This is a genomic window from Streptosporangium sp. NPDC048047, assembly GCF_040653115.1.
In the GTDB taxonomy this organism is placed as follows: Bacteria; Actinomycetota; Actinomycetes; order Streptosporangiales; family Streptosporangiaceae; genus Streptosporangium.
Genome location: NZ_JBEZNH010000002.1, coordinates 55,942 through 69,449 on the forward strand (window position 1 = coordinate 55,942; position 13,508 = coordinate 69,449).

At 74.9% G+C, this 13,508-nt stretch carries 13 protein-coding genes; 12 read left to right on the forward strand and 1 reads right to left on the reverse strand.

From position 1 onward, the window contains the following. Positions 1 to 316 precede the first annotated feature (316 nt). The 3 genes from AB0D67_RS02030 (at position 317) to AB0D67_RS02040 (ending at position 1,643) form a co-directional block, all read left to right on the forward strand. Positions 317 to 589 (forward strand): WXG100 family type VII secretion target, encoded by a 273-nt coding sequence (locus tag AB0D67_RS02030; RefSeq protein WP_179819513.1) that lies wholly within the window; start codon positions 317 to 319, stop codon positions 587 to 589. A 109-nt stretch (positions 590 to 698) separates the two neighbouring features. Then, the gene (locus AB0D67_RS02035; protein WP_362928867.1) at positions 699 to 866 is read left to right on the forward strand and encodes a hypothetical protein; all 168 of its coding nucleotides are present in this window, start codon (positions 699 to 701) and stop codon (positions 864 to 866) included. A 54-nt stretch (positions 867 to 920) separates the two neighbouring features. After that, on the forward strand, positions 921 to 1,643 hold the full coding sequence (locus AB0D67_RS02040; RefSeq protein WP_362928869.1) for a DUF2071 domain-containing protein: 723 nt from the start codon (positions 921 to 923) through the stop codon (positions 1,641 to 1,643). Between the two features lie 143 nt (positions 1,644 to 1,786). Here AB0D67_RS02040 and AB0D67_RS02045 read toward each other — a convergent pair whose 3' ends face one another. Next, the gene (locus AB0D67_RS02045; RefSeq protein ID WP_362928871.1) at positions 1,787 to 6,502 is read right to left on the reverse strand and encodes an FtsK/SpoIIIE domain-containing protein; all 4,716 of its coding nucleotides are present in this window, start codon (positions 6,500 to 6,502) and stop codon (positions 1,787 to 1,789) included. 624 nt (positions 6,503 to 7,126) lie between these two features. Here AB0D67_RS02045 and AB0D67_RS02050 point away from each other — a divergent pair. From AB0D67_RS02050 to AB0D67_RS02090, 9 genes are read left to right on the forward strand one after another with little or no spacing between them, the layout of a single operon-like run. Next, on the forward strand, positions 7,127 to 7,834 hold the full coding sequence (locus tag AB0D67_RS02050) for a hypothetical protein (RefSeq protein ID WP_362928873.1): 708 nt from the start codon (positions 7,127 to 7,129) through the stop codon (positions 7,832 to 7,834). A gap of 1 nt (position 7,835) precedes the next feature. After that, the gene (locus AB0D67_RS02055; protein ID WP_362928875.1) at positions 7,836 to 8,591 is read left to right on the forward strand and encodes a hypothetical protein; all 756 of its coding nucleotides are present in this window, start codon (positions 7,836 to 7,838) and stop codon (positions 8,589 to 8,591) included. After that, positions 8,588 to 9,889, forward strand: coding sequence for an ATPase, T2SS/T4P/T4SS family (locus AB0D67_RS02060; protein WP_362928877.1), 1,302 nt, complete (start codon positions 8,588 to 8,590; stop codon positions 9,887 to 9,889). Before AB0D67_RS02055 ends, AB0D67_RS02060 begins: the two co-directional genes overlap by 4 nt. Further along, positions 9,886 to 10,770, forward strand: coding sequence for a type II secretion system F family protein (locus AB0D67_RS02065; RefSeq protein WP_362928879.1), 885 nt, complete (start codon positions 9,886 to 9,888; stop codon positions 10,768 to 10,770). The genes AB0D67_RS02060 and AB0D67_RS02065 overlap by 4 nt, the downstream gene beginning before the upstream one ends. Next, positions 10,767 to 11,702 (forward strand): type II secretion system protein, encoded by a 936-nt coding sequence (locus AB0D67_RS02070; RefSeq protein ID WP_362928881.1) that lies wholly within the window; start codon positions 10,767 to 10,769, stop codon positions 11,700 to 11,702. The genes AB0D67_RS02065 and AB0D67_RS02070 overlap by 4 nt, the downstream gene beginning before the upstream one ends. Positions 11,703 to 11,704: 2 nt before the next feature. Continuing rightward, entirely contained in the window at positions 11,705 to 11,974 is a 270-nt protein-coding gene (locus tag AB0D67_RS02075) for a hypothetical protein (RefSeq protein WP_362928883.1), read from the forward strand. Further along, on the forward strand, positions 11,964 to 12,533 hold the full coding sequence (locus AB0D67_RS02080) for a TadE family protein (RefSeq protein WP_362928885.1): 570 nt from the start codon (positions 11,964 to 11,966) through the stop codon (positions 12,531 to 12,533). The genes AB0D67_RS02075 and AB0D67_RS02080 overlap by 11 nt, the downstream gene beginning before the upstream one ends. Further along, positions 12,530 to 13,039 (forward strand): TadE/TadG family type IV pilus assembly protein, encoded by a 510-nt coding sequence (locus tag AB0D67_RS02085; RefSeq protein ID WP_362928887.1) that lies wholly within the window; start codon positions 12,530 to 12,532, stop codon positions 13,037 to 13,039. Before AB0D67_RS02080 ends, AB0D67_RS02085 begins: the two co-directional genes overlap by 4 nt. After that, positions 13,036 to 13,500 carry a pilus assembly protein TadG-related protein gene (locus AB0D67_RS02090; protein WP_362928889.1) on the forward strand — a complete coding sequence of 155 codons (465 nt, stop codon included), beginning with the start codon at positions 13,036 to 13,038 and terminating at the stop codon, positions 13,498 to 13,500. Before AB0D67_RS02085 ends, AB0D67_RS02090 begins: the two co-directional genes overlap by 4 nt. Positions 13,501 to 13,508: the final 8 nt, after the last annotated feature.

Here is a 13,508-nt window from a genome sequence, read left to right on the forward strand (position 1 = left end):
TCGTACGGCCCGGCGGGTCTTGTCGATGGGGCATCGGCCTCGGGCCTTCAACGGAGTGTAGGCGTCATCTGATCGCCGGGTCTCGTCCGGGTTGCTCGGTGCGGTGACCGTTTCGCCGGCCGCCGGCCGTCCCGCCGCCCGGCGGCCGTCCCCGGGACGCGCGGACCGGCATGAGAAACCGGGTGAAAACGCGGCGGCCTTTCGGGTGGGAAGGAAGATCCATAGCCGCTGCGCATATTCACGAAATCATTGTGGTCCGGTCGCCTATCGTGATTTCGTTTGGTGATCCCCGACACCCATCCCGAAGGAGACGGGCATGAGCCAGAACTTGCTCGGCGGAAATCCCGCGGAAATGCAGCAGATGGCCACCCAGTTCACCCAGCAGGCGGACCAGGTGAGGGCCACGATGGCCGCGTTGGACCGGGAGGCCGGCAAGGTCGGCACCGCCTGGACCGGTCCCGGCGCCCAGCGGTTCAGCGAGGCCTGGCAGAACTACCGCGCGGCCTTCCAGCGGATGTCCGAGGAGCTCGCCGAGGCGTCCCGCGTCATCAACACCTACCGCGGCAACATCGAGTCGGCCACCCGCTGATCCGTCGGTCACGGCCCTGCTTCGCCGCTTCCACCGCGAAGCAGGGCCACGGCGACCAATTCAGGGCAAAGCTCCGGACAAAGGCTTTTCACCTGCTGAGGGGCGAGCGATGAGCACTTGGCGGCCCCGGCGGGAGCACCAGCCGGGTGAACCCGCGGCCGACGTGGACCGTCCCGGTCTGGAGGAGATCCTGGACCGTGCCGCCACCGCCGCGGTCGACACCTTCTCCACCCAGGACATCCTGGACGAATTGGACAGAGGGAGATCCGGGCGGTGATCATGACCGGCGCCGCGCCGGACCGAACGGGCCGGATCCGGGTAGGAACCGGTCATGTCCGCTGCACCGCCTCCGTCCCCGCGAGTGGCCCGGCCGGTGATGTACCACCGCTGGTCCCACATCACGTTCGCCCACTGGCGCTATCCCGCCGAGCTGATCCAGGCGACGCTGCCGCCAGGTCTCAAGGTCGACGCCTTCGACGGCACGGCGTGGGTCAGCCTGACCCCCTTCCTGCTGGAGGGGTTGCGGCCGCCGGGGATCCCGGCCCTGCCGTGGCTGTCCCGCTTCCCGGAGACCAACGTGCGCACCTACGTGCGCGACGAGCGGGGCCGCGCCGGGATCTGGTTCTACTCGCTGGACGCCGACCGTCTCCCCGCCGTCCTCGGCGCCCGCCTCACCTACGGGCTGCCCTATTTCTGGTCGGACATGGCGGTGCGGGTGGACGGCGCGCGGCGCCGCTACCGCTGCCGCAGGCACCGGCCGCTCCAGCCCGGCGGGCACTGCGACGCCGTCGTGGAGACCGGGCCGCCGCTGGACGCCCCGGACGAGGCAGCGATCTTCCTGACCGCCCGCTACCGGCTGTTCACCCTCTTCGCGGGCACGCTGGCCTCGGCCGAGGTCGAGCATCCCCCGTGGCCGCTGCGCGAGGTCCGGCTGGAGCGCCTGGACCAGAGCCTCGTCCGGGCGGCCGGGCTGCCCGCCCCGGACCACCCGCCGCTCCTGCACGCCTCTCCCGGTGTGCCGGTGGCCGTCGGGAGGTGGCACCCGGTCCGCTGACGCCCGCCGGCCGGGTGCTTCCCGAGGCCGCCTCGACCGGACCGCCGGACACGTTCCGACGCCGCGGGATGGGGACCCACCGGGCGTCTTCCGATCCGCCTCGACCGGACCGCCGGACGCGTTCCAGCACCCTCAGGCCCGGTTCAGCCGGGCAGGGCGGTCTGGACGGGGGTCGTCGAGCCGAGCGTGACCAGCAGGCCCCGGCCGGGCGGGCCGCCGACCGCGCCGCGCGGCAGCCGGATCGTGAACAGGTCGCCGTCGGCGGGGCTCTGCACCGCCAGCAGCAGGCCGGTTCGGGACTTGCGGGCCTCGGCGACGAACCCGCGGTAGGCGGTGGTCAGGTCGCCGGTGGCCCCGCCGGCGATCAGGCCGTGCTCGCCGTCGCGGCCGGTGCGCAGCACCTGTTCCAGGGCCATGCCCAGCGGGGAGTCGGGGGAGACGAGCTCGGCGTCGTCGACGACCACCACGTAGCGCTCCCGTCCGGCGACGGCCCCCTCCAGATCGCCGTCCGCGCCGAGGACGGCCACCACGCCGGGCACGCCCGCCAGGTCGCGCAGCGGGCTGCGCCGCGGGGCGACCGCGATCACCGGTGTGCCGTGCTCCAGCAGCGAGCGGGCGGCGGTCACCAGCGCCGAGGACCGGCCGGACCGGGGCGGGCCCGCGACGACCGCACCGGGGCCGTGGGCCATCAGGTCGACGCCCATGGGGGTCAGCGAGTCGCCGCCGGCGCCGAGCAGGGCCCACAGCGGTGACGGCGGCTCGTGCGACGGCGCCAGCGCCATCGCCTGCGCCGCGGTGATCCGGGTCGGCAGCGCGTCCACCCGCAGCGGCGGCTCACCGCCCCAGGCCCACCCGGCGGGCCCGGCCGCGACGGTGGCCGTGGCGGCGCCCGCCGCGGTGGCCACCGGGGATACGACCCGGTCGCCGCCGAAGCGGGCGGGGATCGCGCGTGACAGCGCCTGGAGCTCGGCGACCTGGGCCGGGCCGGACGGGTCGTCGCGGAGCAGCCCGATCTGGTGTTCGACGACGCCGTGCTCGCCGGACGACACCGCGCGGCCGGGGCCGAGCACGGCCGGAAGGTCCTTGACCGGCAGCCCGGCCAGGCCGTAGTCGGCCGGGTCGGCCAGCCGCAGGATCAGCCGGTCGTCGAACACCGTGGAGATCTGGCCGATCAGCGCCGACCGGTCGCCGGTCACCACGGCGCGCAGCCCGACCGCCGGGCCCTCGCGCAGCAGCTGCATCATCGCCTCGACCAGCCGGCCGTAGTCGTAGTTCTCGAACGCGGCGACGAACCCCTCCCACCGGTCGAGCATCAGCACCAGCCAGGGTGGCCGCTCACCCGGGAACCCCGGGGATCCCGGGGATCCCGGGGACCCGGGGGACCCGGGGGGCACCATGGAGCCGGTGGAGCCGGCGCGCAGCTCGGCCAGCGAGGCGTGACCGGCCTCGGCGAGGAGCTGCTGGCGCCGTCCGACCTCGGCGCGCAGCCGGGTCAGCAGCCGCTCGACCCGGTCGAGCTGGTCGCGGGTCACCACCGCGCCGCAGTGCGGCATCGCCATCAGCGGCAGCAGCGCCCCCGAGCCGCAGTCGATCACGTGCAGGTGCACGTCCTCCGGGGACGCGCCCGCCGCGATCGCCCCGGCCAGGGTGCGCAGCGCGGTGGAGCGCCCGCTCCGGGGGGAGCCGGCCAGCAGCAGGTGCCCCCCTCGGGCGAGGTCCAGCGTCAGCGCCCGCCGGTCCTGCGCCCACGGCAGGTCCGTCACGCCGAAGGCCAGTGGCGGCACCTCCTCCTTCCCCGGCCGGTACGGCGCGGCCCCCTCGGGCTCCGGGAGGCCGGGGGCGACCACCAGGTCGGGGAGCGGTTCCAGCCAGGGGCTCGGCTGCCGGGGGACGCCCGCGACACGGGCGGCGTCGGCCAGGGCGTCGGCGAGCACGGACAGGTCGGTGACGGCCGCCCCCTCGGCCGCCGCGTCCGGGGCGGCCGGCGGATGCCCCAGGGCCCGCCAGCCGACCTCGGTGACCCGGGCCCGGACCTCGCTCGCCGCGCCGGGGCCGCGCCCGCCGATCCGCGCGGTCTGCACGGCGACGGCCGCGCCCGCCCCCGACTTGACGTAGCACCGGCCGGGGGCCGACTTGGGGATGTGCGCGGCGTCCGGCCGGCCGATGACGTCTGCGGACTCGGCGGCCTCGGTCACCCGCAGTGCGATCCGCAGCGAGGTGTTGGCCTGGATGTCGGCGGTCACCACGCCGCCGGGCCGCTGAGTGGCCAGGACGAGGTGGATGCCGAGCGAACGGCCCCGCCTGGCGATGTCCACCAGCCCGGTCATGAAGTCGGGCAGCTCGGTGACCATGGCCGCGAACTCGTCGATGACCAGCACCAGCCGGGGCAGCGGGGGCAGCGGCGCGCCCCGGCCGCGCAGCGGCGTGGGCGGGGCGGACGGGGCGCCGCCCCCGGCGACGAGCAGGTCGCGGGAGGCGCGGGCCGTCTGGGCGTCGCGCAGCTCGTGGTAGTCCTCGATGTCCTTGGCCCCGGCGGACAGCAGCAGCCGCTCGCGGCGCCGGATCTCCGCGGCCAGGGAGTCCAGGGCCCGCTGGGTCAGGTGGCCGTCGAGGTCGCTGACCATGCCGACGGTGTGGGGGAGCCGTACGCACTCCTTGAAGGCGGCGCCGCCCTTGTAGTCGATCAGCACGAACGTCATCTCGTCGGGCCGGTTGACCACCGCGAGGGAGCAGATGAGCGTCTGCAGCAGCTCCGACTTGCCCGCGCCGGTGGTGCCGGCGATGAGGGCGTGCGGGCCGTCGACGCGCAGGTCGACCGAGAACGGCCCGTCGGGGCCGACGCCGATCAACGCCTCGGTGGACCGGCCCCAGCGTCCGGCCAGGGCCTCGCCGGACACCGACGGCAGCCGTAGCGCGTCGAGCAGCCGCGCGGAGCCGGGCAGGGCCGTGGCGGCGTCGTCGCGGCTGACGTCGCGCAGCGGCGCCAGGGACCGGGCCAGCCGGTCGCACCAGGTGGCCGTGACCTGGTCGGCCAGGATCCCGCCGATGCCGTCCAGCCCGCCGCCGCGCAGCCGTACGGTGCCGTCGGCGGCCACGTCGGCGACGGTGGCGCACTCCTCGGGCAGCAGCCGCTGGTCGTCGTCGATCGCCAGGGTGTGGACGCCGGCCCGCGGGCCCTGGCGCAGCACCTGCGGCATGCCGGGCAGGGCGCGCAGGACCTGCGCGCCGTCCAGGACGACCAGCACGTCGTAGGGGCGCTCGTCGTAGACGGGGATCGGCTCGTCCCGCCCGGTCCCGGCCCCGCCGCCGAGGTCGGCCCAGCCGGCGGGGGCGCGGCCGATCCGGGCGGCGGGGTCGTCCTCCTCGCCGAGCCGCTCCTCGATCAGCGTGACCAGCTCGCTCACCCGCCGGGCCGCGGCCTCGGGATCGGCGCCGACCAGCGCGACGCAGTCCTCGCCGCCGTGCGGGGCGCAGTGGGGCAGCCAGCGCACCCAGTTCCACCGCTCCTCGCCGTCGCCGTGCGCCGACAGCACCACGATCGCCAGGTCGCGCGGGCTGTGCAGGACGGCGGCCTGGCCCACCAGCCAGCGCGCCAGTCCGGCCGTCCGGGACCGCGGGCCGGTCAGCCCGGCGACGCCCAGCCGCCGCATGGCCAGGGCCACCGGCACGGCGTGGCAGGCGGGCGGGTCGGGCGGGACGAAGTCGGCGGGCGCGGACCGCTCGGGGACGAACTCCAGGCCGGCCGGCAGGTCGGCGAGGCCGACCCGCAGGCGCAGCGCGTCGGGGTCGTGGTCGCGGCGCTCCCAGAGCCGCCGCCGGGGGCCGGTCGCGGTGAGCAGGACCTCGGCGGGGTCGGGCGCGGCGGCGCGGCGCTCGGCCTCGTCGGCGGCGCGGGCCGCCTCCACCGCGGCCTCGAACTCCCGCATCCGCTCCCGGTAGCGTTTGAGCTCCTTGCGGTACTGCTTGCGGCCGTGCCGCCGGTCGCTCACCCACTGGCCGACCATGATGAGCGGGGTCATCAACGCGATCAGCAGGTAGTACGGAGACTTGAGGGCGAAGGCCATGCCGACGCCGAGCACGAAGGGCAGGAACGCGGTCAGCAGCTGCAGCCGCATGCCCTCGGCCCGTTTCGGCTCGGCCGGGACCTCGAAGCGCCGCTCGCCGCCGGGGGAGCGGAGCCGGGGCGGCCGGTTGTAGGCGAGGCCGCCGTCGGGCTGGGCGTCGAGGTGGGCGTCGGGGGGCTCCACGGCGGTCAGCGTCAGCACGGTCGTGCCGCAGGTCAGCAGGGCGTGCTCGGGCCAGGGCGCGAGGCCGCGGAGGGGTTCGCGGTCCAGCCGCGGCACGGCCCCGCCTCCCGGGACGGGCTCCACGGTGATGGCCTCGGGGGTGAGGCGGATCACCGCGGCCTCGGCGGGCAGCCCCGGGTCGGGGACGGACACCGCGCAGACGGGGTCGGAGCCGACGACGTGGACGCCCAGGCCCAGCCGGTGCACCGACCCGGCGGCCGGGCCGCCGACGACGCGGATCTCCACGATGCCGCCGGGCTCCTCGGCGATGGTGGCGGCGGCGAGGTCGCGGTCGAGGGTGACGAGGTCGCCGTCGCGGAGCAGGCCGAGGACCGGGGCGCCGGGGTCGAGGGCGCGGCCGTCGAGCCAGAGGTCCGGCGGCTCGGCGGCGTCGCCGTCGCGGCCCAGGCCGTACGGGGCCCTGGTGCGGGTCAGCCGCACCACGTTGGTCGGCCGCTCGCCGCCCTGCCCGGAGAGCGACTCCGCCAGCCGGCCCACCGTGGTGGTCTCGTCCGCCTCCACCACGACGTCGCGGTCGGCGTGCTCGCCGAGCACGGTGAGCATGATGCGCATCGCCGCTCTCCCTCGGTCGGGGGCCGGGTCCGCCGGGTCCACGGTACAGAGCGGGAACCGCCCGGGATGAGGTGTTCGCGGCGATGCCGCGGGGCCCGGGGTGGTATGTGGAAAACATTCCCGCCTGTGGACAACCGTCGGATGTGACCGGCCGGTCATGCCGTTCTAATGGGGTTCGATGGTGCCAGGGACGGGGTGCGGGCTGGGGACGGGTCGCCCCTTCCTGTGGATAACCCGGCGGTTTTCCCTGTCCCCGAGGTCGCTATATCCGGCAAAAGGTATTTTTCGCCTTAAGTCCGTCAAAGCGGGCATGGGGTCCGGGTTTCGGGCGGTCCGGTTCGCGGACCGGATCGGCGTCGGGGCGGTGCGGCCGTGACCGCAGGGGTCGGAGGGAATATTGGGACGGTAGATATATGCATTAATTCATGTCCTTATCACCCGGATAAGCTTCTTGTCATGTGGCGGAAGGGACAGGTTTCATGGAGCCGTCGTTGACAGACCTGTTCCTATCAAACGAGCATGGGACCCGGCTTTTGTCCGGCGCTTCATCGGCATGGTGCGCATAATGGCGTAAATTCAACCAGTAGTCCCAACGCGTTAATCACTCTGGGAGTCCCCCTGCCCATGAGGACCAGTGAGAAGCCGGCGAGCCGCACACCGCTGAACGCCGAGCGGCCGGGGTCGGCGAGTTCCCTTTCCGGCCCGGCGTCGCGCAAGCTCCCCGTACCCCCGCGAGAGCGCAAACCCGCCCTCGCGGCCCTCGCCGTACTGCTCATCCTGGGCGGCGCGCTCGCCACGACCCTCCTGGTCATGCGCAGCGGAGACCGGGTCTCCGCGATCGTGATCTCCCAGCAGGTCGGCGCGGGCCAGCCCTTCACCGAGGCCGTGATGCGCGAGACACAGATCGCCGACACCGGCGTCGGCTACGTCGCCTGGGCCGACCGCGCCCTCGTCGCGCAGAACTTCGCCCGCGTCACCCTCCTGCCCGGCACCCTCCTCACCCGCGACATGGTCGTCTCCGCCAGCAGGGAGCTCGGCCCCGGCAAAGCGCAGGTCGGACTCTCCCTCAAGCCAGGCCAGATGCCCGGGACGCTGGAGCGGGGCGACCGGGTCCAGGTGATATACGTCCCGAGCCGGGGCGGCGGCGGCAACGCCACCAGCCGGGTGCTCGCCCCCAACGCCCTGGTCCACCAGGTCGGCGGGTCCGGCCAGACCCAGGGCAGGACCTCCGGCCTGGTGACGGTGATCGTGGACAGCACCATCTCCCCGACGGTCGCCGCCTACGCCTCCAGCGGCGAGATCGCGCTGGCCGAGCTGCCCGGAGCGCGCTGAGGTGGCGCTCATCGCACTGGCCGCCGACAAGGGCGCCCCGGGCGTGACCACGGCGGCCACCGCGCTCGGCGCCGTCTGGCCGCACCCGGTGCTGCTCGCCGAGTGCGACCCGGCCGGGGGAGACCTCGCCTACCGCCTCCCGGCCGCCGACGGCGGGGTCCTCAACCCCGCCCGGGGACTGCTGACCCTGGGCGCCACGGCCCGCCGCGGCCTTCGCCCCGAGCAGATCCACGAGCACACCCAGAAGATCGTCGGCGGCCTCGACGTGCTGGCCGGGCTGACCCACGGCGAGCAGGCCGCCGGGCTCACCTGGATGTGGGGCCCGCTCGGCCGCGCGCTGGCCGCGCTGCCCGGCGCCGACGTGCTGGCCGACTGCGGCCGCCTCGGCGGGCACCCGCAGACGGCCGAGCTGATGTCCGAGGCGGAGCTGGTGCTGCTGTTCACCAGGGCGAGCCTCGACCACGTCGCCCACCTGCGCGAACGCCTGCACGTCATGCCCCGCGACCCCCAGATCGCGGTCGTGGTGATCGCCGACCCCCGCCAGTACCGCACGGCCATCGAGGAGGTCCGCCGGATCGTCACCGCCACCGGCCGCCGGGTGGCCTTCGTCAGCGGCCTCGCGCACGACCCCAAGGGCGCCGAGCTGCTGCGCGGCCAGTGGGGCGGACGGCTGGACCGCTCCCTGGTCATCCGTACGGCGCGCGAGCTCGCCGCCCGCGTCGTCGCCACCGTCCGAGCCCCGGAGCCGGCCGTATGACCGTCGACCACACCCTCGTGAAGCGCTTCCGGCAGGAGGTCGGCGACCGCCTGGCCCACCAGCGCCGCCTCGACCAGGCCGGCGGCCTGGCCCCGATGACCGGCGAGGACGAGCGCCAGTTCGCGCGCGCGCTGATCGCCCAGGTGCTGGAGGAGTTCGCCCGCGGCGAGATCGGCGTCGGCCGCACCCCGCCCACGGCCGAGGAGGAGGAGGCGCTCGCCGCCGGCATCCACGCGGCCCTGTTCGGCGTCGGCCGCCTGCAGCCGCTGCTGGACGACCCCGAGGTCGAGAACATCGACATCAACGGCTGCGACCGCGTCTTCGTCGGCTACGCCGACGGCCGGGAGGGCCTGGCCGAGCCGGTGGCCGACAGCGACGACGAACTGGTCGAGCTGATCCAGATCCTCGCCGCCTACAGCGGCCTGTCCAGCAGGCCGTTCGACACCGCCAACCCCCAGCTCGACCTGCGCCTGCCGGACGGCTCCCGCCTCTCGGCGGTCATGGACGTCACGGTCCGCCCGGCCGTCTCCATCCGCCGCGCCCGGCTGGGCAAGGTCTTCCTCAGCGACCTGGTGGGGAACGGCACGCTCACCCCGGAGGTGGGCCGCTTCCTGTCGGCCGCGGTGGCGGCGCGGAAGAACATCATGATCTCCGGCTCGACCAACGCCGGGAAGACCACCCTGCTGCGCGCGCTGGCCAACGAGATCCCGCCCACCGAGCGCCTGATCACCGTGGAACGGGCCCTGGAGCTCGGCCTCGACCAGTTCCCCGAGCTGCACCCCAACGTCGTCGCCTTCGAGCAGAGGCTGCCCAACTCCGAGGGCCAGGGCGAGATCAGCATGGCCGAGCTGGTCCGCCGCTCCCTGCGCATGAACCCCTCGCGGGTGATCGTCGGCGAGGTCCTCGGCGACGAGATCGTCACCATGCTCAACGCGATGACCCAGGGCAACGACGGCTCGCTGTCCACCATCCACGCCAACTCCTCGATGGAGGTCTTCAACCGCATCGCCACCTACGCGCTGCAGGCGACCGAGCGGCTGCCGATCGAGGCCACCCACATGCTGATCGCGGGCGCGATCGACTTCGTCGTCTTCATCGAGAAGCGCAACGAGTACGCCGCGGGCGGTCGGCTGCGCCGCTTCGTCTCCAGCGTGCGGGAGGTGGCGGGCGTGGACGGCCGGGTGCTGTCGTCGGAGGTGTTCGCCCAGGCGCCCGACGGCCGGGTCCTGCCGCACGCCCCCCTGTCGTGCGCCGAGGAGCTCGCCCGGCACGGCTACGACCCGGGAGGCTGGTCATGATCCCCGTCCCGCCCGGGCTGCTCGACCCGCTGGTGATGCTCGCCGGCGCGGCCGTCGGCGCGGGACTGTTCCTGCTCGGCCTCGCCCTGTACGGCGTGCGCCCCCGCCCGGCCGTCCCCGGCCGCGGCCCCCGCCGTAAGGAGGTCCTGCGCGCCCTGTCCACCCGCTCGGCGGTCGGCGCGATCGCCGGGGTGGTCGTCCTCGTGGTGACCGGCTGGCCGGTCATGGCGGCGGGCGCCGTCCTGCTCGCCCTGGGCTGGCGCGGTCTCTCCGGCGGCGCGGCCGAGGAGCGCACCGCGATGCGGCGGCTGGAGGGACTGGCCGCCTGGACGGAGTCGCTGCGCGACACCATCGCCGGGGCCGCCGGCCTGGAGCAGGCCATCCCCTCCTCCATCAGGGCCGCGGCCCCCACGCTCCGCCCGCACCTGCGCTCGCTGGTGGACCGCCTGCACACCCGCATGCCGCTGCCCGACGCGCTGCGGCTGTTCGCCGACGAGCTCGACGACCCCTCGGCCGACCTGGTGGTGGCCGCGCTGATCCTCAACTCCAAGCTGCGCGGCCCCGGCCTGCGCGACGTGCTGGGCGCGCTCGCCGTGTCGGCCCGCGAGGAGCTCGACATGCGCCGCCGGGTCGAGGCCGAGCGCCGCTCCACCCGGCGCAGCGTGCAGATCGTGGTCGGCACGGCCGTCGCCTTCGCCGTCGCCCTGGTGGTGTTCAACCCCTCCTACGTCGAGGAGTACGACAGCACCCTCGGCCAGGCCGTGCTCGTGGTGGTCGCCGGGTTCTTCGGAGCCGGGTTCGCCTGGATGCGCCGCCTGGCCCGCTTCGACAAGCCGGCCCGGCTGCTGGGCCTGCCGTCCACGGGGGAGGCGCACGAATGACCGAGGGAGTGCTCGCCGGGGGCGTGCTGGGGCTCGGCCTGTTCCTGCTGGTCCGGGCGCTGTTCCCGGCCCGGCCCGGCCTGGTGTCGCGGCTGCTGGCGCTGGACGCCGCCCGGGAGGGCACCGACGCGCCGCGCGCCCGGCTCGTCCTGCCCGACGAGGAGGTCAGCGCCTTCCGGCGCTCCCTGGGGGAGCGGCTGGCCCGCTTCTACGCGGCGCGCGGCTGGGAGGCCCGCTCGGCCAGGGCCGACCTCGCGCTGCTCGGCAGGTCGTTCGAGGGGTTCCTCGCCACCAAGGCGCTGCTGGCCGCCTCGGGGCTGCTGGCGTTCCCACTGCTGGTCGGCTGGCTGGTGCTGATGGGGTGGGGCGTCTCGCTCACCGTGCCGCTGTGGGCCGCGCTCGCGGTCGCCGGGGTCTTCTTCGTCCTGCCCGACCTGCAGACCAAGCGGGACGCCGCCCGGATGCGCCGTGACTTCCGGCACGTCGTCGGGGCCTTCCTGGACCTGGTCGCGATGAACCTCGCGGGCGGGCGCGGCGTGCCCGAGGCGCTGATGATGGCGGTCTCGGTGGGCAGCCCGAACGCCGACGACGACGGCGCCAACTGGGCGATGTCCCGCATCCGCGAGGCCCTGGGCAACGCCCGGATCGTCGGCATCACCCCCTGGCAGGCGCTCGGACAGCTCGGCGACGAGATCAACGTCGACGAGCTGCGCGACCTGTCCGCCGCGCTCGGGCTGGTCGCCGACGACGGCGCCAAGGTCCGATCGTCCCTGACCGCCCGCGCCGCGACCCTGCGGCGCCGCGAGCTCGCCGAGGTGGAGGGGCAGGCCGGCGAGCGCTCGCAGTCGATGCTCGTCGCCCAGCTCCTGCTCTGCGCGGGCTTCGTGATCTTCCTGAGTTACCCGGCCGCTATGAAGATGTTGGGGTCCTGACCATGCTGAGCAACCATCCGTGGATCGTCTATACGGCCGCGTTCCTGAGCACGAGGATCGAGCGGGCCCGCAACGCCCCAACCCGGGGCGCCTCGGCCGTCGAGTGGGTCATCATCACGGCGATCATCGCCGGGGTCGCGCTCGGCCTGGCCACCCTCATCAAGACCCTCGTCGAGGGCAAGCAGGCCGAGATCTCCAACCAGTTCGGCGGCGGGGGCGGAGGCGGCGGGGGTGGCGGAGAGGGGAACGGCGGTGGCTTCGGTGACGGCTGAGCTCCGCCGGGAGCCCGCCGCCGGGAGCCGTGCCCGTCCGCCCGCCGGCGAGGGCCGCGGCCGTTCACGGGCCGCCGCGCGGACCACCGTACGGACCACCGTACGGACCACCGTACGGACCGCCGCGCGGACCACCGTACGGACCGCCGTACGGCGCCGCCGGGAGCGCGGGGCCGCCGCCGTGGAGCTGGCGATGATCATGCCGGTGGTGCTGGCGATCATCCTGCTCGTCGTGCAGTTCGCCCTGTGGTTCCACGGGCGGCAGGTCGCCGACGCCGCCGCCCGGGAGGGGGCCCGCCTCGCCCGGATCGACACCGACTCCTGGGAGTCGGACGCCACCTCCAGGGCCGAGCAGGTGCTCAGGGCGGTCGGCCCGAAGCTTCTGGAGGGCACCGCCGTGACGGCGTGGGACGAGGACGGCCGGCGCGGCGTCGAGATCACCGCCACCGCGGTCCAGGTGGTCCCGCTGCTGCCGTCCACGACGCTCACCATCACCGCGCGGTTCGGCGGCCCCGTCGAGTGCTTCCGGCCCGACGACGGGAGCGAGGGATGCCCGTGAGCGCCCTCGCACGGCGCGGCGGACGGCGGCCGCCCCGGACCGGGAGCCCCCGGCCCGATGGCCCGCGGTCCGGCCCGCGCGGCAGGACGCCCGCCTCCCGGTACGGCCCGCGCGGCGAACGCGGCTCGCTGACCGCCGAGACGGTCCTGCTGGCCCCGGTCTTCCTGTTGTTCCTGCTCCTGCTCGTCGGCGCGGGAAGGCTGGTCGAGGCCCAGGGCGAGGTCAACGGCGCGGCCAGGGACGCGGCGAGGGCCGCCTCGGTCGAGCGCTCGTTCGCCGACGCCGAGTCGGCGGCGCAGGAGGCGGCGCGGGACTCCCTGTCGGGGCAGTGCGAACCGCAGGTCAGCCTGGAGGGCAGCCGGTGGGAGATGGGCGGCCGTGTCCGGGCCGAGGTCACCTGCTCGCTCGACCTGAGCTTCCTCGGCTTCGGCGCGGCCAAGGACATCGAGGGCGACTCTGTGGTCCCGCTGGAGCGGTTCCGGCGGGTGGAGGAGGACGGGGGATGAGCGCCATGCGGCGGTCGCCGCGTTCCGGAGCGGTCCGGCGGGCGGGCGAGCGGGGGTCGATGTCGGTCTTCACGGCGGTCTTCTCCGTGGCGGTCTTCCTGCTAGCCGGGCTCCTCGTGGACGGCGGCGCCGCCATCAACGCCCGGCTGCGGGCCGCCGACATCGCCGAGCAGGCGGCGCGGGCCGCTGCCGACCGGATCGACGAGGAGACGCTGCGCGCCACCGGCCAGGTCCGGCTCATGGACGAGGGCGAGGTCTGCGCCGAGGCCGAGGAGATCGTCTCCGCCCACGCCGCCGGCGACGTCCGGATCGCCGGGTGCTCCGTCGGCGCCGGGCAGGCGGAGGTCACCGTGGGGGTCACCGTCCCCTGGAAGGCGATCTTCCTCGCCGCGCTGGGCTTTCCGGGCTCCGATATGAAGGCCGAGGTCACCGCGGGCCCGGACGCCGGGGACGACGCCTGATGGCCCGT